The 20969-nt window shown below is 72.8% G+C and carries 17 protein-coding genes and 1 pseudogene; 14 read left to right on the top strand and 4 right to left on the bottom strand.

The window, feature by feature from the left end; translation table 11 throughout:
- Positions 1–2: 2 nt before the first annotated feature.
- Entirely contained in the window at positions 3–1526 is a 1524-nt protein-coding gene (locus ACQVFL_RS16745; RefSeq protein WP_431726930.1) for a recombinase family protein, read from the bottom strand.
- 130 nt (positions 1527–1656) lie between these two features.
- On the opposite strand from ACQVFL_RS16745, the gene ACQVFL_RS16740 reads away from it, so the two are divergent.
- The 10 genes from ACQVFL_RS16740 (at position 1657) to deoC (ending at position 12848) form a co-directional block, all read left to right on the top strand.
- Complete coding sequence (locus ACQVFL_RS16740) at positions 1657–3501, top strand: tetratricopeptide repeat protein (protein WP_431726929.1); 1845 nt, start codon at positions 1657–1659, stop codon at positions 3499–3501.
- Positions 3502–3523: 22 nt separating this feature from the next.
- Positions 3524–3673: a hypothetical protein gene (locus ACQVFL_RS16735; protein ID WP_431726928.1), complete on the top strand. Its 150-nt coding sequence runs from the start codon at positions 3524–3526 to the stop codon at positions 3671–3673.
- Positions 3674–4150: 477 nt separating this feature from the next.
- A complete protein-coding gene (locus ACQVFL_RS16730) occupies positions 4151–5143 on the top strand; it encodes a glycoside hydrolase family 11 protein (RefSeq protein ID WP_431729841.1) in 993 nt (330 codons plus the stop codon).
- A gap of 198 nt (positions 5144–5341) precedes the next feature.
- A complete protein-coding gene (locus ACQVFL_RS16725) occupies positions 5342–6124 on the top strand; it encodes a GntR family transcriptional regulator (RefSeq protein ID WP_396696857.1) in 783 nt (260 codons plus the stop codon).
- Positions 6125–6228: 104 nt separating this feature from the next.
- A complete protein-coding gene (locus ACQVFL_RS16720) occupies positions 6229–7605 on the top strand; it encodes an ABC transporter substrate-binding protein (RefSeq protein ID WP_431726927.1) in 1377 nt (458 codons plus the stop codon).
- Between the two features lie 64 nt (positions 7606–7669).
- Entirely contained in the window at positions 7670–8641 is a 972-nt protein-coding gene (locus ACQVFL_RS16715) for a carbohydrate ABC transporter permease (RefSeq protein ID WP_396696861.1), read from the top strand.
- Positions 8641–9465, top strand: coding sequence for a carbohydrate ABC transporter permease (locus ACQVFL_RS16710; protein ID WP_396696863.1), 825 nt, complete (start codon positions 8641–8643; stop codon positions 9463–9465). Before ACQVFL_RS16715 ends, ACQVFL_RS16710 begins: the two co-directional genes overlap by 1 nt.
- On the top strand, positions 9462–10937 hold the full coding sequence (locus ACQVFL_RS16705) for a xylulokinase (RefSeq protein ID WP_431726926.1): 1476 nt from the start codon (positions 9462–9464) through the stop codon (positions 10935–10937). The genes ACQVFL_RS16710 and ACQVFL_RS16705 overlap by 4 nt, the downstream gene beginning before the upstream one ends.
- 26 nt (positions 10938–10963) lie before the next feature.
- Entirely contained in the window at positions 10964–12010 is a 1047-nt protein-coding gene (locus ACQVFL_RS16700; RefSeq protein WP_396696867.1) for a zinc-binding dehydrogenase, read from the top strand.
- Between the two features lie 127 nt (positions 12011–12137).
- Positions 12138–12848, top strand: coding sequence for a deoxyribose-phosphate aldolase (gene deoC / locus ACQVFL_RS16695; protein ID WP_396696869.1), 711 nt, complete (start codon positions 12138–12140; stop codon positions 12846–12848).
- A gap of 88 nt (positions 12849–12936) precedes the next feature.
- On the opposite strand, the gene cobF is transcribed toward deoC, so the two are convergent.
- From cobF to cbiE, 3 genes are read right to left on the bottom strand one after another with little or no spacing between them, the layout of a single operon-like run.
- A complete protein-coding gene (cobF, locus tag ACQVFL_RS16690; RefSeq protein WP_431726925.1) occupies positions 12937–13707 on the bottom strand; it encodes a precorrin-6A synthase (deacetylating) in 771 nt (256 codons plus the stop codon).
- 5 nt (positions 13708–13712) lie between these two features.
- A complete protein-coding gene (gene cobM, locus ACQVFL_RS16685) occupies positions 13713–14483 on the bottom strand; it encodes a precorrin-4 C(11)-methyltransferase (RefSeq protein ID WP_431726924.1) in 771 nt (256 codons plus the stop codon).
- Positions 14480–15691: a precorrin-6y C5,15-methyltransferase (decarboxylating) subunit CbiE gene (gene cbiE, locus ACQVFL_RS16680; RefSeq protein ID WP_431729840.1), complete on the bottom strand. Its 1212-nt coding sequence runs from the start codon at positions 15689–15691 to the stop codon at positions 14480–14482. The genes cobM and cbiE overlap by 4 nt, the downstream gene beginning before the upstream one ends.
- A gap of 312 nt (positions 15692–16003) precedes the next feature.
- Between cbiE and ACQVFL_RS16675 the strand changes: the two genes are divergently transcribed.
- The 4 genes and pseudogenes from ACQVFL_RS16675 to cobA all read left to right on the top strand — a co-directional run bounded on the left by ACQVFL_RS16675 (position 16004) and on the right by cobA (position 20933).
- Positions 16004–18016 (top strand): magnesium chelatase subunit D family protein, encoded by a 2013-nt coding sequence (locus ACQVFL_RS16675; protein ID WP_431729839.1) that lies wholly within the window; start codon positions 16004–16006, stop codon positions 18014–18016.
- Positions 18016–18630: a cob(I)yrinic acid a,c-diamide adenosyltransferase gene (gene cobO, locus ACQVFL_RS16670; protein ID WP_431726923.1), complete on the top strand. Its 615-nt coding sequence runs from the start codon at positions 18016–18018 to the stop codon at positions 18628–18630. The genes ACQVFL_RS16675 and cobO overlap by 1 nt, the downstream gene beginning before the upstream one ends.
- Positions 18624–20006, top strand: a pseudogene (locus ACQVFL_RS16665) (cobyrinate a,c-diamide synthase); the annotation flags it as partial. The gene cobO and the pseudogene ACQVFL_RS16665, both read left to right, overlap by 7 nt.
- The gene (cobA, locus tag ACQVFL_RS16660) at positions 19998–20933 is read left to right on the top strand and encodes a uroporphyrinogen-III C-methyltransferase (RefSeq protein WP_431729838.1); all 936 of its coding nucleotides are present in this window, start codon (positions 19998–20000) and stop codon (positions 20931–20933) included. The pseudogene ACQVFL_RS16665 and the gene cobA, both read left to right, overlap by 9 nt.
- Positions 20934–20969: the final 36 nt, after the last annotated feature.

Genomic DNA, 20969 nt, shown 5'->3' with positions numbered 1-20969 from the left:
CACTACGCGGCGGCGGGCAGGCCACCCCGCCCAAATCCGTGCTTGGGAGCGATGTCCAGCGTGGTCGGGTCGAACCCGCGTCCCTTCCGGCCGGACGGCAGGATCGTCACGGTGCACAACCGGTCGATGAACAACCGCTGATCGGCCAACTCCAACGCGTCCCACGCGGCCACCGGGTCCGGCGCGTTGATCACCGCTGCCAAGGGGTCACTGGTCACGGTCGCGTTCAACAATTCGTCAATCTCGGCGATACGGGCGTTGCCCTTCTTCGTCGCGGCGATGACCTGCGCGCGGGTCTTGAGCCCCAACACCTCATCCTCGGCCATCAGGTCGAGCCGGTTACGGATCGCCTTGCGCTCCGCGCGCAACCCGTCCGCGTCCACGTCCGGCGCCGGGGCCGACAGCAACTCGTACGCGCGCGGGTGCGTCAGCGCGTAGAGCACGTGCGCGAACACGGCGTTGTCCACGTGAGCGGCGTTACGGGTCAGGTGGTTCTTGTCCTTGCACCGGTACCGGCGCTGCCGTTGGCTGCCGCCGGTGACCTCACATGTCGTCGGCTTGCCGGTGACCGTGCCGAGCGGGGTACAGATCCCACACCGGTAGATACCCGACCCGTGCCAACGCGGTGCCGCGCCCGGTCCGCTGCGCCGGTCCGGGTCGGTCAACAGCTCCCGCACCGCGAAGAACACCTCAGGCTTGACGATCGGCTCCCACGGCGCCGTGACCCCTTCCAAGATCTCACCCTTGTGCACCATGAAACCGCCGTTGCGCGGACGCAACAGGATGTCACGCAACGTCTCCGCGCTCCACGGCGCCCCGGTCACGGTCGGCACCACACCCTCGCGCAACTCAGCGGCGAGGGAACGCAGACTGACACCCTGCAACAACCGGTGGGAACAGTCCTCGATCACGTCGGTCTCAAAATCGATCGTGGAAATCCCCGACCGGCAGTCCCGTCCGCCGTGCCACGGGCACACAATCTCGTCCGGCATCGTCCCGGACGGTACCTCCGGCGCCCCGAGGCAGAACCCGAACGGACGGCGCCCCCCGCCGAACTGCCCGTTCCGGGCTTGGCGCTCCCGCGCCATCGACACCCGCCGGGCGGTGTCCCGCGACGACTTGTTGGCCACCAACACCCGGATCTCAGCGTCGAAGTTGTCCTTGCCCTTCTCCATGTGCAACGAGTCGGTACACGACTCCACCACGACCGAATGTGGCGCGTGCTCCACCACATCGATCAAGTCCCGCAAGTCCTGCGGGTCCCGGAACGCCCGGTCCAGGTCCAGACACAACAGCGCGTTCGCCCGACTCGCCCACAGGTCCGCCATGGCCTCGCGCAGGTCCGGGCGGAACACCCGATACTCCCGACGCCCGTCCGGCAACGTGATCTTCCGACGCTTGTACGCCGACAAGCGCGGGTTCATGATCACCTTCCACACGTCCCAACCAAGGCGATCGGCCCGCTCCCGCATCCGCTGGATCTGATCCTCCAACGACGCGGGAATGCCCTCGTCCGTCAAGTCCACGTCTTCGCGCTTGTCCGACAAGCGGGCCAGCAGGATGGCCCGGCGCCGGGCTGGTAGTCCAAGAGGGGAAGCCGTTGCGGTCATGACTATTATGTGTTAGAATCAGGTATGCGGCAAGACCACGCTGGCGTTGCACTGGGCGCACCGGGTCGCCGACCGCTTCCCCGACGGGCAGCTCTACGTCAACCTGCGCGGCTACGACGAGGGCGAGGCGGTCTCCCCGGCCGACGCCCTGCTCGGCTTCCTGGAGGCGCTGGACGTACCGTTGGCCCGCATACCCAGCAGCCGGCACGCCCGCACCGGCCTGTACCGCAGCCTGCTGGCCGACCGCGAGATGCTCATCGTGCTCGACAACGCCCGCGACGCCGACCAGGTGCGCCCGCTCCTGCCGGGCGGGGGCCGCTGCGCCGTGGTGGTGACCAGCCGGGACCAGCTCAGCACGTTGGTCGCCGCCGAGGGCGCCCGCCTGCTGACTCTCGACGTGCTGACCGACTCCGAGTCCACGCACCTGCTGCGGAGCCGGATCGACGGCAGCCGCCTGGACGCCGAACCGGCCGCCGTGGCCGAGATGATCGAAGCGGCCGGTCGGCTTCCGCTCGCGTTGTCCATCGTGGCGGCCCGGGTGGCCACCCGGCCCACGTTCCCGCTGGAGGCGGTCGTCGCCGAGCTGCGGGCCCCGGAGACCCGGCTCGCGGTGCTCGCCGACGGCGACGTGCGGCGGGTGTTCTCCTGGTCGTACGAGGCGCTGAGCCCGGACGCGGCACGCCTGTTCCGGTTGCTCGGGCTGCACCCGGGGCCGGAACTGAGCGGCTTCGCCGCCGCCGCGCTGCTCGGCTGGCCGCGCGTCGCGGTCGCCCCGGTGCTCACCGAGCTGACCCGGCTGCACCTGCTGACCGAGCACCGTCCCGACCGGTACGCCTTTCACGACCTGCTGCGCTCGTACGCGGCCGAGTTGTCCCACGCCGACGAGCCGGCCGACCAGCGGTGGGCGGCCCATCGCCGGTTGTACGACCACTACCTGCACAGCGCCGAACCGGCCGGTCGCCTGGTGCAGCCGCAGTGGCCGCCGGTCACCGCGCTGCCGGCGTTACCCGGCAACGTCCGCGTGCCGATGGTCGACCAGGACGCCGCGCTGGCCTGGTTCACCGCCGAACGGCACGTGCTGCTCCGGGTGGTCCGGCAGGCCACCGCCACCGGTTTCGACGCGTACGCCTGGCGGCTGGCCTGGGCGCTGACCACGTTCCTCGCGCCGGGCGGGCTCTGGCAGGACCAGTCGACCGCCCAGCAGGCCGCGTTGGAGTCGGCGGAACGTCTCGGTGACCTGGAGGCGCAGGCCACCGCCAACCGCCTGCTCGGCCGGGCCGCCTACCGGTTGGGCGAGTACGACACCGCCGGTGACCGCCTCCAGCGCGCGATCACGTTGTACGAGAAGCTCGGCGACCAGGACGGACTGGCGCAGACGCTGCACAACTACACCGAGCACTGCTTCGTGCTCGGCCGACGGGACGAGGCGTTGACGCACGCCCACGAGGCGTTGCGGCTCTACCGGCTCGTCGGCAACCGGGCGGGCGAGGGGCGGGCGCTGAACGCGATCGGCTACCTGCACGCCGTGTTGGGCAACCATCGGCAGGCCATCGCGGACTGCACCGAGGCGCTCGCCCAGCAACGGTTGATCGACGACCGCAACGGGCAGGCGGCGACGCTGGACAGCCTGGGCTTCGCCTACCACGGTCTGGGGGAGTACCAGTCGGCGGTGACCTGCTACGAGCAGTCCATCGAGTTGTTCCGCGACTCGGCCGACCGCTATCACCAGGCGGAGACCCTTACCCGCCTCGGCGACACCCGCGCCGCCATGGACGACCTCGACGGGGCGGAGGCGGCCTGGCGACTGGCCGCCGCCATCTTCGACGACCTGGGCGACCCGGCCGCCGAGGGTGCCCGCCGTCGACTCGCCGACCTGCGTCGCTCCGGGTAGACGCCGGTCTGTCGAGGAGGCGGTGCAGCGCCCCGGTCAGCGCGACCGGGTTCTCCTCGGCCACGTGATGGCCGGACTCGATCGGGTGCCCGCGCAGGTCGTCGGCCCACCGACGCCACACGGCTGCGGGGAGTGGTCGGGCCGGTTCGGCACCCTGCCGGACTGCCCGTAGCCGCGCAGTTCCGGACAGAGCACGGTGTACCCGAGGTCGACCATGCACGACATGTACCCCGCCCGGTGCCCGCTCGTCGTCCGGAAACCCACTGGAACTTCCGACGGCAGGGGCTGGGCGTGTCCGGGGCGATACCGATAGTTGCGGTCTATATTCACCCAGGTGACGCACTCTCGATAGCGCTGAACAGGATCAACATCGCGGTGGGCGGTAGTTCCGGCGGGCCGGAGATGTCGGGAGTGTTTCCGGAAGTTGTTGACGTGTCCAGGGAAAACGGCCAATACTGTTGGCCATCGACGCAGCTCAATCATCGTCGACCTCGCCACCAGTTCCGCCGGTCACCGTGCGGCACGACCGGTACCCCACCACCACCGAATGCGATACGCGCCGACCGTCGACGGCGGTCGCCCGGGCCGCCGACAGGCGGTCGGCGCGTACGCACCGCTGGCCTCCGGCCAGCCGTCCCGAGGAGGAAGAATGCCCGACGGCCTCGTGCAACCGAGACGCCGCAGACGCCTCCGGTCGCTGATCGGCGCGGCCTGTGCCGTGGCGCTGATCACGACCGGAACCGTGGCGATCACGACAGGCCCCGCCCACGCCCAGACCGTGACCTCCAACCAGGAGGGGAACCACAACGGGTTCTTCTTCTCGTTCTGGAAGGACAGCGGCAACGTCTCCATGACGATGGGGAACGGCGGCCAGTACAGCACCCAGTGGAGCAACGTCAACAATTTCGTCGCCGGCAAGGGCTGGAACCCGGGTACGCGGCGCAACGTGACCTACTCGGGCACCTTCAGCCCGAACGGCAACTCGTACCTGACCCTGTACGGCTGGACCCGTAGCCCGCTGGTCGAGTACTACATCGTGGACAGTTGGGGTAGCTGGCGTCCGCCGGGCGCCAACTCCATGGGCACGATCAACACCGACGGCGGTACGTACGACATCTACCGCACCCAGCGGGTCAACCAGCCGTCGATCGACGGTACGCAGACCTTCTACCAGTACTGGAGCGTCCGGACGTCGAAGCGGGTCGGCGGCACCATCACCACCGGCAACCACTTCGACGCGTGGGCGGCCCGGGGCATGAACCTGGGCAACCACTACTACCAGATCATGGCCACCGAGGGGTACCAGAGCAGCGGTAGCTCCAACATCACGGTGAACAGTGGGGGCACCACCAACCCCACCACGCCGCCGCCCGGCAACGGCGGCTGCTCGGTCAGCGTGAGCCGGGCCGAGGACTGGAGCGACCGGTTCAACGTGAACTTCTCGGTCAGCGGCAGCAACAACTGGACCGTCTCCATCCGCACCAACGGCGGCCAGAGCGTGCAGAACAGTTGGAACGCGTCGATCAGCGGCTCCAGTGGCACGCTCACCGCGCGGCCGAACGGCAACGGCAACAACTTCGGCGTCACGCTCTACAAGAACGGCAACAACACCACGCCGACCGCGAGTTGCTCCGCGAGTTGACGTGATCGACCGTGACGGGGTGTCGGCCATCGGCCGGCACCCCGTCCGTCGTCGTGCATCACTGCGCGGTCGGGGGGTGAGTTGACCCGCGCCAAGTTTCCTGAGGTCAGGGGCTTGACGCCGTGATCGACCAGCCCTATGTTCAGTGATGTCCACAGACTAATGCGGACATCACTGAACAAGCGACGAGGAGCAGGCGTGGCGACGACCCAGGAACTGAACCCCGCCGCCCTCAGGGCACTCACCCGACAGGTCTCGCCCGCCGAGGCCGAGGCGCTGCACGAGCAGATCTCGCAACTCATGCGGCAGCGCATCGAGTCGGGGGAGTGGCCGGAACACCTGAAGCTCCCCGCCGAGCCCGAGCTGGCCGCCGCGCTGAACGTCTCGCGGGGCACGGTCCGCCGGGCCATCCGTACGCTGATCGAGGCCGGCCTGCTCAAGCAGACCCGGGGCAAGGGCACCTTCGTCCGGGGCCAGATGCTGGAGCAGGAGTTCGCCCAGGAGCTGATCTCCACCGCGCAGAGCCTGGACCGGGAGGGCGTCGAGTACCACACGCAGGTGCTCTCCGCCCGCGTCGTCCAGGCCCCCTCGCACATCGCCGCCCACCTCGGCCTGCGTGCCGACGACCTCAGCGTGTTGGCCATCCGCCGGACCCGATCGGTCGGCGGCGAGGTGGTCTACCTGCTCGACAACTACCTGCCCACCGCCCTGTGCCCGGACCTGTCACCGCAGGTCCTCCAGGAACGGTCGCTGTTCGGAGTGCTCGAACACGACTACGGCGTGACCGTCGACTCGGTCCGGCGTACCTTCTCCGCGATACTTCCCGACGACGACGTCAGCACCGCGATGTCGCTGCGTCCCGGGGTCCCCGTCCTCTACCTCGAGCAGATCTCCTACCAGGCCGACGGAGACTCGGTCGAGTACTCCGACGTCTGGGTACGCGGCGACCGCGTACGGATCTCCTCCTGGATCAAACGGTAGGACGCCCCGCCCCACCCACGTCCTTCCCCCTCCACACCCCACCCCCACCCGTGCCGACGGTGGTTCGCCACCGCCGTCGTCGCACGCTGCCCTGAGGAGACATCATGCGCAACGAGGCTCCCTTCCGGCTGTCCAGGCGCGGCCTGCTGACCGGCGCGCTCGGGATCGGCGGCGCCGTGGCGCTCGGCGCCTGCGCCGGTCGCGAGGGCGACAACGGTCCCGCGAACGCCGCCGCGGCCGGCGAGACGTTCAGCGGCTCCGGCATGTCCTGGGACCGCTTCAAGGGCGAGACGCTCAACCTCCTGCTCTGCGAGCACTGGTGGACCTCCGCGGTCAGCAAGCGGTTCGCCGAGTTCGAGTCGCTGACCGGCATGAAGCTCAAGGCCAACACGCTCTCCGAGGACAGCTACTACCAGCAGGCGCTGGTGGCCCTCTCCTCCGGCGCCACCACCTACGACGCCCTGATGGTCGGCAACCTGCAGGCCGGGCAGTACATGAACGCGGGTTGGCTGGAGCCGCTGGACAAGTACTTCGGCGGCGGCGACCTGGTCAACACCGGCTGGTTCGACCCGAACGACTTCTTCGAGCCGGCCCGCCGGGCCAGCAGCCTCAACGGTGAGCTGATGGCGTTGCCGCTGTCGGCCGAGGCCGGCGTGGTGATCTACCGCAAGGACCTGGCATCGCAGGCCGGGATCACCGGCTTCCCCACCCAGGAGAGCCTGGTCGACGCCAGCGCGAAGCTCGCCGCGAGCATGGAGCGCCCGTTCGCCGGGCGGGGCCGGCGCGGTCTCGACATCGTCTGGACCTGGACCAACTACTTCCTCACCCAGGGCGGCGAGTTCTACGCCGGCAACACCCCGGCGGTGGACAGCCCCGAGGCGGTCGCCGCGACCGAGCTGTACGTGCAGCAACTGCTCAACCGGTACGGCCCGAAGGGCGCGTCGAACATGAGCTGGCTGGAGGCCACCGGCTCGGTCAACGAGGGCCGGGCGGCTCTCTACACCGACGCCAGCGGACTGCTGTCGGTGGTGCTGGACAAGAGCAGCAGCCAGCACACCGACCAGATCGCGGTGTCGCGCTGGCCCGGCAGCGCCGCCGCCCCGGCCGCACCGAACTACTGGTACTGGATGGCCGGCATCCCGAAGGCATCGCGCAAGAAGGAGCAGGCGGCGCTCTTCTACGCCTGGGCGATGAGCAAGGAGACCGCCACCGCGGTCAGCTCCGAGTCGGGCAGCCCGTCGGCCCGCGAGTCGGTCTGGTCGAACAAGGACTTCCTCGCCTTCTACCCGGGCGACATGTCGCAGGAGATCGTCGCCAACCTCCAGGCCGTCGCGCCGGAGCGGGTGCCGTACGCGCGGCCGACCTTCCCGAGCGAGGCCGACGCGCTCTCCCTCGAACTGATCAAGGTGCTGGTGGACGGCAAGGACCCGAAGCGGGCCATGTCGGACGCGGCGGCAGCGATGGCCCGGGCCGGCCGATGACGCCCCGCTCCACCCCCACCGCCGTGCACGACTGCCGGAGCAGTCAAGGCCGAACGAGGTTGTGATGTCCGCAGATCGAACAGCCGTGCTCGCGCGGCAGGCCGCCGACCCGACGCCGCCGACGCGTCCGGGTACCACCGGTGGCCCGCCGCGCCGCCCCCGCGAGGACCGGGGCCGGCGACTCTTCCTGGTCGGCATGCTCGCGCCGATGACGGTGCTGCTGCTCGCGTTCACGCTCTACCCGTTCGTGTCGGTGCTGGTCGGGTCGCTGCGACGCAACGACCTGACCCGCCCCGACGAGCAGGGGTTCGCGGGCCTGGCCAACTTCGCCGACGCGCTCTCCGAGCCCGGTCTGCTGCGGGCGGTGCTGCTCACCGTCGGCATGGTGGTCGTCGCGGTGGTCGCCGAGTTCGTCCTGGGTACGCTCGCGGCCTCGCTGCTCTGGCGGCCACTGCGCGGCAGTCGGCTCTACCTGGCTCTGCTGGTGCTCCCCTTCGGCGCCACCCCGGTGGCGGCGTACCTGTCCTGGCGGTTGATGCTCAACCCGGACGGCGGGCAGATCAACGCCACCCTGGGCGCGCTCGGACTGCCCACCCCGGGCTGGACCTCCGAGCCGATGCTGGCCGTGGTGGCCCTCGTGGTGGTCGACATCTGGCAGTGGGCGCCGTTCATCACCCTGGTCATGCTCGCCGGGCTCAAGTCGCTGCCGGACGAGACCTTCGAGGCGGGCGCCCTGGACGGCGCGAACGCCGTGCAGCGGCTGGTCCGTATCGCGCTGCCGATGCTCAAGCCACTGGTGGCCTTCGTCGTGACGATCCGCGCGATCGACGCGATCCGCACCTTCGACTCGATCTGGATCATCACCGGGGGAGGACCGGGCGCGGCGACCGAGACGCTCGTCGTGCGCATCTACCGGACCGCCTTCAACGACCTGCACATCGGCGAGGCGTCCGCGCTCGGCCTGCTGCTGCTCGTCGTCCTCTTCATCCTCGGCAAGCGGTTCGCCGCGCCCGCGCTGCAACGGTTGGAGCACTAGTGCACGAGACGCGCAAAGGCCGGGTCCTGCGGACCGTGGCGATCTGGGGTCTCATCCTCTGGTCGGTCCTGCCGTTCGCCTTCATGCTCCGCGTCGGCTTCGCCGCCCCCAGCGACATCCGTGGTGGCGCACCGGACTGGCTGGCCCCGCTCTACATGTTCAACTTCGTCGACCTGTTCGGCGACGCGGACTTCATGGCGGCGATCGGCCGCTCCGTCCTGGTCGCCGTGGTCTCCTCGGCGATCGCCATCGCCGCCGCCACCCCGGCCGCGTACGCCTGCGCCCGGATGAAGTTCCGGGGCCGCGCCGACTTCGAGTTCTGGGTGCTGTCCACCCGGATGCTGCCCGCCGTCGTCGTGGTCATCCCGTACTTCGTGCTGTTCCGCCAACTCGGCGGCATCGACACGGTGTGGGCGCTGACCGTGATGCACACGGTGGTCAACCTCGCGGTGACGTTCTTCCTGCTGCGCAGCTTCTTCGCCGACCTGCCGGCGGCGGTCTTCGAGGCCGCCGACCTGGACGGCTGCTCGGAGACCCGGAAGTTCGTCAGCGTGGCGTGGCCGATGGTGCGCAACGGCGTCGCCGCGGCGGCGGTGCTGAACTTCATCTTCTCCTGGAACGAGTTCGTCTTCGCGCTGACCCTGGCCAGCGGCGAGGCGAAGACGGTCTCGGTGGCGATGCTCGGGTTCATGCAGTTCCAGTCGGTGGCGATCGGCCCGATGATGGCCGCCGGCACGCTGGCCGTGCTGCCCGTCGCCGTCGTGCTGTTCCTGTCGCAGAAGCAGCTCGTCACCGGCATGAGCTTCGGGGCGGTCAAGGGATGACCGACGTCGTGTGCGTGGTCGACGCCGGCACCACCGGGATCCGCTGCGCCCTGGTCGACGAGCACGGCGAGGTGCACGGCCAGCACAGCCGCGACCTGGCCGTCGACCACCCGCAGCCGGGACGGGCCGAGCAGTCCCTGCCGGCGATGTGGGAGGCGACCGTCGGGGAGCTGCGCGCCGTACGGGCCGTGGCCGACCGGGCCGGGCATCGGGTGGTCGCGCTGACCCTGGCCACCCAGCGGGCCTCCGTCGCCGGACTCGACGACGACCTGCGGCCGGTCACCCCGCTCGTGCTCTGGATGGACCAGCGGGGCGCCAGCGAGCTGGACGCCCTGCGGGCGGCCGTCGACGCGCAGACCTACAGCCGGGTGTCGGGGATGCCGTTGAGCACCATGCCGGCCCTGGCCACCCTGGTCTGGCTGCGGGCACACGCCCCCGAGGCGTACGCCGCGTCGTCCTTCTTCGTCGGCGTCCAGGAGTGGCTGCTGGCGCGGCTGACCGGCGGCCGACCGCAGGTCGACCGCAGTTGCGCCTCCTGGTACGGCCTGCTGGACCTGCACACCGGGCAGTGGAGCGCCGACCTGCTGGCGGCGTTCGACCTCGACGGTGACCGGCTGCCGGAGCTGCGCGCGGCCACCGACGTCGCCGGTGGCCTGCGCGACGAGGTCGCCGATCGGACCGGCCTGCCGCGCGGGTTGCCCGTGTACGTGGGCGGCGGCGACCAGCAGTGCTCGGCGGCCGGTGGCGGCGGGGTCCGTCCCGGCGCGGCCACCGTCAACCTCGGCACCTCGGCGACGATGGTCTTCCCGGCCGCCGTCGGTGACGCGGCCGACCCCGCCGGGTTCGTCCGCGCCGCCCACGTCGTCGCGGGCTGCGTCTCGGTCGAGGGCACCATCCCGGCCTGCGGGTCGGCCCTGCGCTGGCTGCGGGATCTGCTGCGCTACGGCGACGATGACACGGCGTACGAGCGGATGTCGGCCGACGCCCGGCAGGTCGAACCCGGCGCACGCGGCCTGCTCTTCGCGCCCACCATGGCCGGCGTCGGCACCCCGCACTGGACGGCGACCGGTGGCCGGATCGACGGCCTCGACTTCACCCACGGACCGGGCGCCCTCGTGCGCGCCACCATGGAGGGCATCGCGCTCCAGGTCCGTGACGTGCTGCGGCACCTGCCGCCGGAGTTGGCCGGACCGACGTTGACCGCGATCGGCGGTGGTGCCCGCTCGGACGTCTTCGGCCAGATCCTGGCCGACGTCACCGGCCGCACCATCGAGGTGCCGACCGGTGACCCGCAGGCCGCACCGCTGCGTGGCGCCGCCCTCTCCGCCTGGGTGGGTCTCGGCCGGTACCCGGACCTGGCGCACGCTGCCGGTTCCCGGCCCGCCGCCCGCCGTCACCTGCCCGACCCCACCACCGTCCCTGTCTACGACGCCCTGTACCGCCGGTACCTCGACCTGGCGGACCTGGCGTGACACGCCACATCCGAGGAGAACGCGAGATGGAAGCCCACCCCACGGAAGAACCGTCGATGCGGGCGCTGATGCTGACCGGTGACCGCACCTCGGTCGTACGCAGTGTGCCGCGTCCGGTGCCGGCCCACGACGAGGTGCTGGTACGCGTGACGTCGTCGGCGGTCTGCGGCAGCGACCTGCCGCACTACCGCAAGCCGGCGGCCGAACTCGACAACCGCCTGCACACCGTGCCCGGCCACGAGGCGGTGGGCGTGGTCGCGGTGGCCGCCGCCTCCGGCGCCGGACCGGCCGAGGGCACCCGGGTGATCGTCTACCAGCACTCCGGCTGCGACGAGTGCGTCTTCTGCCGCAGCGGCGAGCCGATGTTCTGCGCCGACCGGCGGACGCTCGGCAACCACCGGGGCGGCGCCGACGCGGAGTACGTCACCGCTCCGGCGACCGGCGTCCTGCCGGTGCCCGACGACGTCAGCGACGGACTGGCGACGCTGATCGCCTGCAACTTCGGCACCGCGTACTCGGCGGTGCGCAAGTCCGGCGTCGGTGTCGGCGACCGGGTCGCCGTGTTCGGTCTCGGACCGGTGGGTTGCTGCGTGGTGGCCCTCGCGGTGGCCGCCGGGGCCGAGGTCTACGCCGTCGACCCCATCGAGGGGCGGCGGGACCTGGCCAAGACGCTCGGCGCGGTGGTCGTCGACCCGCGCGGGCAGGACCCGGTCGCGACCGTCGCGGCCGTCACCGAGGGGCGCGGGCCGGAGATCGTCTTCGAGTGCTCGGCGAACCCGGCCGCCCAGGCGCAGGTGATGAAGCTGGCCCGGCCGCACGGCACGGTGGTGCTGCTGGGCGCGAACAACAGCATGGAGATCGACCCCGGCGTGGACGTGATCCGCAAGGAGTTGCGGGTGCTCGGTAGCTGGGTCTTCACCCAGCCGGAGTTCCCGGCCGTGCTCCGCGCCGCCCGTGGCCTGCCCGCGCTGGCGCACCTGCTGGCCCCGCCCTTCCCCGCCGACCAGGCGGCCGAGGCGCTGGCCGCGGCCGACGCCGGCCACGTCGGAAAGGTGTTGATCGACTGGTCGTGACCCGACGAGCGGCACGCCGCTCCCGTCCACCCGGTCCCTGACCATCCCCAGTTCCGCCACTGCGGCGGCCCAGGCGCGCGACGCCGGCCGCCGGGTGCCGCACGTCCGCACAAAGGAGATCCCCGCCATGACGTCCGCCACGACGGCCCTGCCGGCCGACCTGACCCCGGCCGCCCTCGCGCCGTACATCCAGCACACCCTGATCGAGGTGGGCACCACCCGGGACCGCATGATCAAGCACGCCGAGGAGGCGCTCGCGCACGGCTTCAACGCGGCGATGGTGCCGGGTTCCTGGGTGCCGGTCGTCGCCGAGGTGCTCCGCGGCACCGACGTCCAGGTGGCCTCCGCCCTCGACTTCCCGACCGTCGGCGTGACCACCAGCGCCGGCAAGGCGTTCGAGGCGGAGAGCCTGGTCCGCGCCGGTGCCGCCCAGATCGACATCGGCGTGCAGGTCGGCTGGCTCAAGAGCGGCATGTACGACGAGTTCCGCGAGGACATCGCCGGTGTCGTCCGCGCCTCCGGTGTGCCGATCAAGGTGATGCTCGAACTGCCGCTGCTGACCGCCGCCGAGCGGGAGACCGCCATCGAGCTGGCCATCGAGGCGGGTGCGGCGTACCTGAAGAACGCCAGCAGCGGCGCCGTCGAGGTCGCCAACCCGGAGAGCATCGGCTACCTGGTGTCCCGGGCCGCCGGCCGGAGCCGGGTGAAGGCGTCGGGCAGCATCAAGTCCTACCCGCAGGCCGTCGGGTTGCTGCGGGCCGGAGCCGAACTGCTCGGCACCAGCGCCGGCATCGCGATCGTCACGGACACCGCCACCGCCTCGACGGTCAGCTACTGACCCGCCGGTGACGACGTGACCGCCCGGGCGTGGGTCGGCGAGAGGCACCCTCGCCCCCGCGTCCGGGCCACGTCGCGCGTCGGCCCGGTCACGCCTCGGCGGCCGGGTCCCGACGCCGCAGCAGGTACGTGTCCATGATCCAGCCCTTGCGGCGGCGGGCCTCCCGGCGGGTCTCCACGATCCGCTCCGCCACCTCCGACAGCCGTCCGGCGACCAGGATCTCGTCGGCGGTGCCCAGGTAGGCGCCCCAGAAGATGTCGAAGTCCTCGTCCAGGTAGTGGGTGAAGGAACAGTTCGCGTCCAGCATCACCACGATGTCGTCGACGTCCGAGGGCAACCGCTCGGCCAACCGGCGACCGGTGGTCACCAGGAACGCCCGGCCCACCCGGTTGAGCCCGATGCGGTGCCGCGCCGCCAGCGTCGCCACGCTGCTGACGCCCGGGACCACCGTGTGCTCCAGCGCGACCCGCCCGCGCGCCTGGATCTCCTCCACCACCGCCAGCGTGCTGTCGTAGAGCGCCGGGTCGCCCCAGACCAGGAACGCGCCGCAGCCCCCGTCGGGCAGGTGCGCGGCGACGGCCTCCTCCAGCAGGTCGGCGCGGTGCCGCCGCCACTGGTCCACCGCCGTGACGTACCCGTCGGCCCTCCGGTCCCGGTCCGGGTCGCGTACCTCGACCACCCGGTGCTCCGGCCGGGCGAAACGGGCCAGCAACTCCTGCCGCAACGCGATCAGGTCGTGCTTCTCCGCGCCCTTGTCCAGCAGGAAGAACACGTCCGCCCGGCGCATCGCCTCGGCCGCGGCCAGGGTGAGCTGACCCGGGTCGCCCGCCCCGATGCCGATCACCAGGATCGTCCGCACCGCGCTCACCCCGTCGGCCCGGTCGGACGCTTGGCGCCGCGGTCCCGGCCGGGGGAGTAGAGGTAACTGTCCGGAAAGGAGTCGGCGGCCAGCGCGGCACCGACGATGATCACCGCGGTGCGGCGGATGCCGTGCGCCTCCACCTGGTCGGCGATGTCGGCCAGAGTGCCGCGCAGCACGACCTCGTCGGGGCGGCTGGCGTTGGCGACCACGGCCACCGGACAGTCCGACCCGTAGTGCCCGACCAACTCCCCGGCGATCTGCCGGGTCCGGGCCACCGCCAGGTGCAGGACCAGCGTGGCGCGGCTGCGACCCAGCTCGGCCAGGGTCTCCCCGGGCGGCATCGGCGTCGACCGGGCCTGGGTACGGGTGAGGATCACCGTCTGCCCGACGGTCGGCACGGTCAGCTCCCGGCGCAACGTGGCCGCCGCCGCCGCGTACGACGGCACGCCCGGCACGATCTCGTACGGCACCCCGGCCGCGTCCAGCCGCCGGGTCTGCTCGGCGACCGCGCTGAACACGGCCGGGTCACCGGAGCAGAGACGGGCCACGTCGTGCCCGTCGCGGTGCGCCTCGGCCATCGCCGCGACGATCTCGTCCAGCGTCAGCTCGGCGGTGTCCACCAGTCGGGCGTCGGGCGGGCAGGTGGCGAGCAGGTCGGCGGGGACCAGGCTGCCCGCGTACAGGCAGACCTGGGCGCGGGACAGGACGCGCTGCCCGCGTACGGTGATCAGGTCGGCGGCGCCCGGTCCGGCGCCGATGAAGTGCACCGTCACGGCTTGCTCACCGCCCACTGCACCAGCGCGCGGGCGGGTTTCCACCCGGTGAAACCGCCCAGCGGCGCGGCCCGTTCGACCGACAGCCGGGTCAGGTCCCCACCGTGCCGGGCCATCTGGTCGGTGAGTTCGCGTTCGCCCTCGATGGTGACCGCGTGCGCGACGAGCCGACCGCCGGGCCGCAGCGCCTCCCAGACCGCGTCGAACACCCCGGGTGCGGTCAGCCCGCCGCCGACGAACACCGCGTCGGGTGCGGGCAGCTCCGCGAGGGCCTGCGGCGCCCGGCCCCGGACCACCCGCAACCGGGGTACGCCGAGATTCCGGGCGTTGGCGACGATCCGGTCGGCGCGGTCGTCACGGCCCTCCACCGCCACCGCCGACGTGGAGGGATCGCTGCGCAGCCACTCGACCGCCACACTGCCGCTGCCGGCCCCGACGTCCCAGAGCAGGTCGTCGCAGGTGGGGCCGAGCCGGGACAGAGCCATCGCGCGGGCCTCTCGTTTGGTCAGCGCACCGTCGTGCGCGAAGGCGTCGTCCGGCAGACCGGGCACAGCGGACAGCACCCGGGTGCCGGACGCGGCGGCGACCCGCACGGCGACCACGTTCAGCGGATCGCCGGGTGGGATGTCCCACCCCTCGGCCCGGCCGTCGACCCGCTGCTCCGTCTGCGCGCCGAGCGCGGCCAGGACGGTCAGCTCGCTCTCGCCGTACCCGGTGTCGGTGAGCAGCCCGGCCAGCGCGGCGGGAGTGTCGGCGTCGGTGCTGAGCACCAGCAGCAACCGGCCCGGGGCGAGGTCGCGGCGGACCTCGTCCAGGTCGCGGCCGACCGCGCTGCGCACGGTGACCCGCTCCACCGGCCAGCCCATCCGCGCGCACGCCAACGTGATCGAGGAGGGATGGCCGACCACGCGCACCCGGTCGGCGCCGAGCAGCCGCACCAGGTGCGTGCCGATGCCGAACCACATCGGGTCGCCGCTGGCCAGTACGCAGATCCGCTGGTCGGCGTGGGTCGCGAGCAGGTCGGGCAGGGCGGGCAGCAGCGGGGTCGGCCAGGCGACCCGCTGCGCCGGCACGCTCGCCGGCAGCAGGTCCAGGTGCCGTTTCCCGCCCAGCACCACCTCTGCCTGCCGCACCGCGTCGCGTCCGCGCTCGCCGAGCCCCGCCCAGCCGTCCGCGCCGACGCCGACCACGGCGACCGGGGATGTCATGGACCTCACGCGGCGCAACGGTAGTCCAGCAATGCGCGACCCTGCCGCCCCGGGGGGTCGGTGTGACATCATCGGCGACGACGGCGCGGTGGGGAACACCGGTGAGTCGGCCCGAGTGGGGCCGGTGAATCCGGGGCGGTCCCGCCACTGTGACCGGTCCGGCGCCGCGCCGGCCACCGGAAGCCAGACACTCGCTGCGCCGTACCGCGTCGACCGGTGTGTCGACGCGGTCGGTGACCGGTCGTGGGCGAGGACCCGCGCGAGGTGAAAGGTGTGGCCGTGCGGTCGTACCCCTTCTCCGCCGTCGTCGGCATGGACGACATGGCATTGGCGCTGAACCTGTGCGCGGTCTCCCCGGCGATCGGCGGTGTGCTGGTCCGGGGCGAGAAGGGCACCGCGAAGTCGACCGCCGTGCGGGCCCTGACCGCACTGCTGCCCCCGGTCGACGTGGTCACCGACTGCCGCTTCTCCTGCGACCCGGCGGCACCCGACCCGGACTGCCCGGACGGGCCGCACCCGGCCGACCCACCGGCCCGTACGCGTCCGGCCCGGCTGGTGGAGTTGCCGGTCGGTGCCGGTGAGGACCGCCTCCTCGGCGCGCTGCATCTGGAACGGGCGCTGCGCGAGGGCGTCACCGCGTACGACCCGGGCCTGCTGGCCGCCGCCCACCGTGGCCTGCTCTACGTCGACGAGGTCAACCTGCTGCACGACCACCTGGTGGACGTGCTGCTCGACGCGGCGGCGATGGGCCGCGCCACGGTGGAGCGCGACGGCGTCTCGGTCACCCACGCGGCCCGGTTCGTGCTGGTCGGCACCATGAACCCCGAGGAGGGGGAACTGCGTCCGCAGTTGCTGGACCGCTTCGGTCTGACCGTCGAGGTCGCCGCCAGCCGGGACCCGCAGGTGCGTGCCGAGGTGATGCGCCGACGGCTGGCGTACGAGGCCGACCCGGACGGTTTCGCCGCCCGGTACGCCGACGGCGACGCGGCGCTCGGCGCACAGGTCGCCCGGGCCCGCAACCTGCTGCCGACGGTACGCCTCGACGACGCGACGGTGACCCGCATCGCCGCCCTCTGTGCCGCCGCCGAGGTCGACGGGATGCGCGCGGACCTGGTCATCGCCCGGACCGCCATCGCCCACGCGGCCTGGTGCGGGCGCACCGAGGTGAGCGTCGGCGACGTCCGGGTCGCCGCCCGGCTGGCCCTGCCACACCGCCGCCGCCGCAACCCGTTCGATCCGCCCCAGCAGGACGCCGCCGACCTCGATCGGGCGCTGCACGACGCCGGGCTGGACGAGCCCGCGCCGCCCGAGGACGAGCCGGATCCGCCCACGGACGGCCCACCGGGCCCGGACGACCCGGACGGCCCGCCCGACGGTGGCGGCCCGGGGGACCCGGAGGCCGACGCGGCCGACGAGCGCCCGTACCGCTCCCGCCCGGACACCCCGCCCGCCCCGGGCACCGAGGGGGAGCGGACCGTCCCCGCCCCGGTACCGGCCGGCGCGCCCTACCGGGCCCGGCTGTTGCAGGTCCCCGGCAGCGGCCTCGGTGTCGCCGGCCGCCGTTCACCGGCCCGCACCACCACCGGCCGGACCGTCGGCGCCCGGCGTCCGGACGGCGCGACGACCGGACGGCCACACCTCGTGGCGACCCTGCACGCCGCCGCACCGCACCAGCGGGCCCGGGGCCGACAGGGTCCCGGCATCCTGGTCCACCCCGGCGACGTGCGGTTGCCGGTGCGGCAGGGCCGGGAGGGCAACCTGATCCTGTTCTGCCTGGACGCCTCCGGCTCGATGGGCGCCCGCCAGCGGGTCGGCGCGGTCAAGGCCGCGGTGCTGTCCCTGCTGCTCGACGCCTACCAGCGCCGGGACAAGGTCGGCCTGGTCACGTTCCGCGCCACCGACGCCGAGGTGGCCCTGCCGCCCACCGCCAGCGTGGAGGTGGCCGCCGCCCGGCTGGCCACGCTGCCGACCGGGGGCCGCACCCCGCTGGCGGAGGGGCTGCTGCGCGCCCGCGAGGTGCTGCGGGTGGAACGGATCCGCGATCCGCGACGGCGTCCGCTGCTGGTGCTGGTCACCGACGGGCGCGCCACCACCGGCCCGGACGCGGTGGGTCGGGCCCGGCAGGCGGCCCGCCTGCTCGCTGCCGCCGGCACCAGCACCGTGGTCGTCGACTGCGAGCAGGGCCGGGTACGCATGCGACTCGCCGCCGACCTGGCCACCACGCTCGGCGGTCAGTACCTGCCGCTGGAGGGGGTCGCCGCCGACGCGCTCACCGACGCGGTACGCGCCCACACCGCCGTCCGCACCGAGAGGGGTGCCGCCTGATGCCACAGGGCCAACCGGTCACCGTGCCGGACGACGGGCTGACCACCCGGCAACGCCGCAACCGGCCGCTGCTGATGGTCCACACCGGACCGTCGAAGGGCAAGTCCACCGCCGCCTTCGGGCTCGCCCTGCGGGGCTGGAACCAGGGCTGGTCGATCGCGGTGTTCCAGTTCGTCAAGAGCGCCAAGTGGACCGTCGGCGAGGAACACGCACTACGCGCCCTCGGCACGCTGCACGAGCAGACCGGCCAGGGTGGCCCGGTCTCCTGGTACAAGATGGGTGCCGGCTGGAGCTGGAGCCGGACCCAGGGCACCGAGAGCGACCACGCGGCGCAGGCCGCGGAGGGCTGGGCGGAGATCAAGCGTCGGCTCGCCACCTCCGCCCACGACCTGTACGTGCTCGACGAGTTCACCTACCCGATGAAGTGGGGGTGGGTGGACGTCGACGAGGTGGTGCAGACGCTGCGGGATCGTCCCGGCCGCCAGCACGTGGTGGTGACCGGGCGGGACGCCGATCCCCGGCTGGTGGACGCGGCGGACCTGGTCACCGAGATGACCAAGATCAAACATCCGATGGACTCCGGTCAGAAGGGGCAGCGGGGCATCGAATGGTGATCCTCCCGCCCCGGTTGATCGTCGCCGCTCCGGCCTCGGGGCAGGGCAAGACCACGGTGGCCACCGGCCTGATGGCGGCCCTGCGGCGGCGCGGCCTCACCGTCAGCGGCCACAAGGTCGGCCCGGACTACATCGACCCCGGCTACCACGAGCTGGCCACCGGCCGCCGAGGTCGCAACCTCGACCCGTTCCTCCAGGGCGAGCAGCGGATCCTGCCGCTGCTGCGGCACGGCGCCACCGTCGGGGCCCCCGCCGACATCGCGATCGTCGAGGGCGTGATGGGCCTGCTCGATGGCGCGGTCGGTCGGGCCGGGTACGCCTCCACCGCCCACGTGGCGCGGCTGACCCGTACCCCGGTGCTGCTCGTGGTGGACGTCTCCGGTGCCTCGCGCAGCATCGCCGCCCTGGTGCACGGCTTCGCCACCTTCGACCCGCAGCTCACCGTCGCCGGGGTGGTCCTCAACAAGGTCGGCTCGGTGACCCACGAGGCGGAGATCCGCGACGCGCTGGCCGTCACCGGTGTGCCGGTGCTCGGGGCGCTGGGCCGGGACGCCACTCTGGACACCCCGAGCCGGCACCTCGGCCTGGTGCCGGTCGCCGAGCGGGCCGCCGCCGCCGCGCGCACCGTCGACGCGCTCGCCGCCCACGTCGCCGCCGGAGTCGACCTCGACCAGGTCGTCGCGGTGGCCCGCCGGGCACCCGCGCTGCCCGGCCCGGCCTGGGACCCGGCGGTCGAACTCGGCGGCCTCACCGTCGAGGGGACCGTCGCGGTCGCGTCCGGACCGGCGTTCACCTTCCGGTACGCCGAGACCGACGACCTGCTCACCGCGGCCGGGCTGCGGCTGGCCCCGGTCGACCCGCTGCACGACCCGAGGCTGCCCGAGCAGACCGCTGGGCTGTACCTCGGTGGCGGCTTCCCCGAGGTGTACGCCGCCGGACTGACCGAGAACGCGTCCCTGCGTCGGGCGGTGGCCGACGCCGCCACGCGCGGCGTCCCGACGGTCGCCGAGTGCGCCGGGCTGCTCTACCTGGCCCGCGACCTCGACGGCGCGCCGATGACCGGAGTGCTGCCGGTGCGCGCCCGGATGACCGACCGGCTGACACTGGGCTACCGGGACGCACGGGCCGCCACGGACAGCGTGCTCGCCGACACCGACCAGCAGGTCACCGGCCACGAGTTCCACCGCACCCGCGTCGACGCCGACCCCGACACCGCGCCCGCGTGGCGGTTCCGGCCCCGCCCGTCCGCCGCGCACGGCACCGCCGCGCCGGTGCCCGACGGTGTCGTGTCCGGCACCGTGCACGCCTCCTACCTGCACGTGCACTGGGCCGGACACCCGAGCCTGGCGGCCCGCTTCGCCACCGCCGTGCACCGGCACACCACCGGCGCGGCACCCCGTACCCCCACTGCCGTCGCGGACCCGGAACCCGGTGGTTCCGGCGCCGTCCCGGCTGTCGCAAGCCCGGCGGCCGGGGTGATCCCGGCCCCGCGTGTGCCCGGATCGGCCGGCCCCACCCCCACCGATCCGCCCGCCGTGGGTCGGGTCACCCTGGTCGGGGGTGGCCCCGGCGACCCGGGTCTGCTCACCCGCCGGGCGCTGGACCGTCTCGCCGAGGCCGACGTGGTGGTGGCCGACCGGCTCGTGCCGCACGCGGTGCTGCGCGACCTGCGGCCCGGCGTCCGGGTCGTCGACGTGTCGAAGGTGCCGCGCGGCGCGTTCGTCCCCCAGGAGCAGATCAACCAGATCCTGGTCACCGAGGCCCGGGCCGGACACCGGGTGGTGCGGCTCAAGGGCGGCGACCCGTTCGTCTTCGGCCGGGGCATGGAGGAGATGCTGGCCTGCCGGGCCGCCGGGGTGCCGGTGGAGGTGGTGCCCGGGGTGACCAGCGCCGTCGCCGTACCCGAGCTGGCCGGGGTGCCGGTGACCCACCGCGGGTTGACCCAGGGCTTCACCGTCCTCGCCGCCCACCTGCCACCGGACGACCCGGGCAGCACCGTCGACTGGGCCGGGGTGGCCCGATCCGGCACCACGATCGTGCTGCTGATGGCGGTGCAGACGCTGCCCGAGGTGACCGCCGCGCTGCTGCGGCACGGCATGGACCCGGCCACGGCGGCGGTCAGCGTGGAGAACGGCGGCACCGATCGGCAACGCGTACTGCGGGGCCGGCTGGACGACATCGCCGACGTCGCCGCCGCCCGGCACCTGAGCGCGCCCGCCGTCACCGTGATCGGTGCGGTCGCCGCGTTCGCCGACGTCACCCCGCTCGCCGACGCCAGCGCCCGCCCCGGACACGACGTCTGAACCCGCCCCGGGGAACCGGCGTGTCTCCCCGGGGCG

Source organism: Verrucosispora sp. TAA-831, from assembly GCF_050780145.1.
In the GTDB taxonomy this organism is placed as follows: domain Bacteria; phylum Actinomycetota; class Actinomycetes; order Mycobacteriales; family Micromonosporaceae; genus Micromonospora.
This window is presented reverse-complemented; position numbering and strand designations above follow the sequence as displayed.

What these genes read in the sequence shown, in the direction of transcription:
- ACQVFL_RS16730 (WP_431729841.1), top strand. Translation starts at nt 4,151, where the DNA reads ATGCCCGACGGCCTCGTGCAACCGAGACGCCGCAGACGCCTCCGGTCG.
- ACQVFL_RS16720 (WP_431726927.1), top strand. Translation starts at nt 6,229, where the DNA reads ATGCGCAACGAGGCTCCCTTCCGGCTGTCCAGGCGCGGCCTGCTGACC.
- ACQVFL_RS16715 (WP_396696861.1), top strand. Translation starts at nt 7,670, where the DNA reads ATGTCCGCAGATCGAACAGCCGTGCTCGCGCGGCAGGCCGCCGACCCG.
- ACQVFL_RS16705 (WP_431726926.1), top strand. Translation starts at nt 9,462, where the DNA reads ATGACCGACGTCGTGTGCGTGGTCGACGCCGGCACCACCGGGATCCGC.
- ACQVFL_RS16700 (WP_396696867.1), top strand. Translation starts at nt 10,964, where the DNA reads ATGGAAGCCCACCCCACGGAAGAACCGTCGATGCGGGCGCTGATGCTG.
- deoC (WP_396696869.1), top strand. Translation starts at nt 12,138, where the DNA reads ATGACGTCCGCCACGACGGCCCTGCCGGCCGACCTGACCCCGGCCGCC.
- cbiE (WP_431729840.1), bottom strand. Translation starts at nt 15,691, where the DNA reads ATGACATCCCCGGTCGCCGTGGTCGGCGTCGGCGCGGACGGCTGGGCG.
- ACQVFL_RS16675 (WP_431729839.1), top strand. Translation starts at nt 16,004, where the DNA reads ATGGACGACATGGCATTGGCGCTGAACCTGTGCGCGGTCTCCCCGGCG.
- cobO (WP_431726923.1), top strand. Translation starts at nt 18,016, where the DNA reads ATGCCACAGGGCCAACCGGTCACCGTGCCGGACGACGGGCTGACCACC.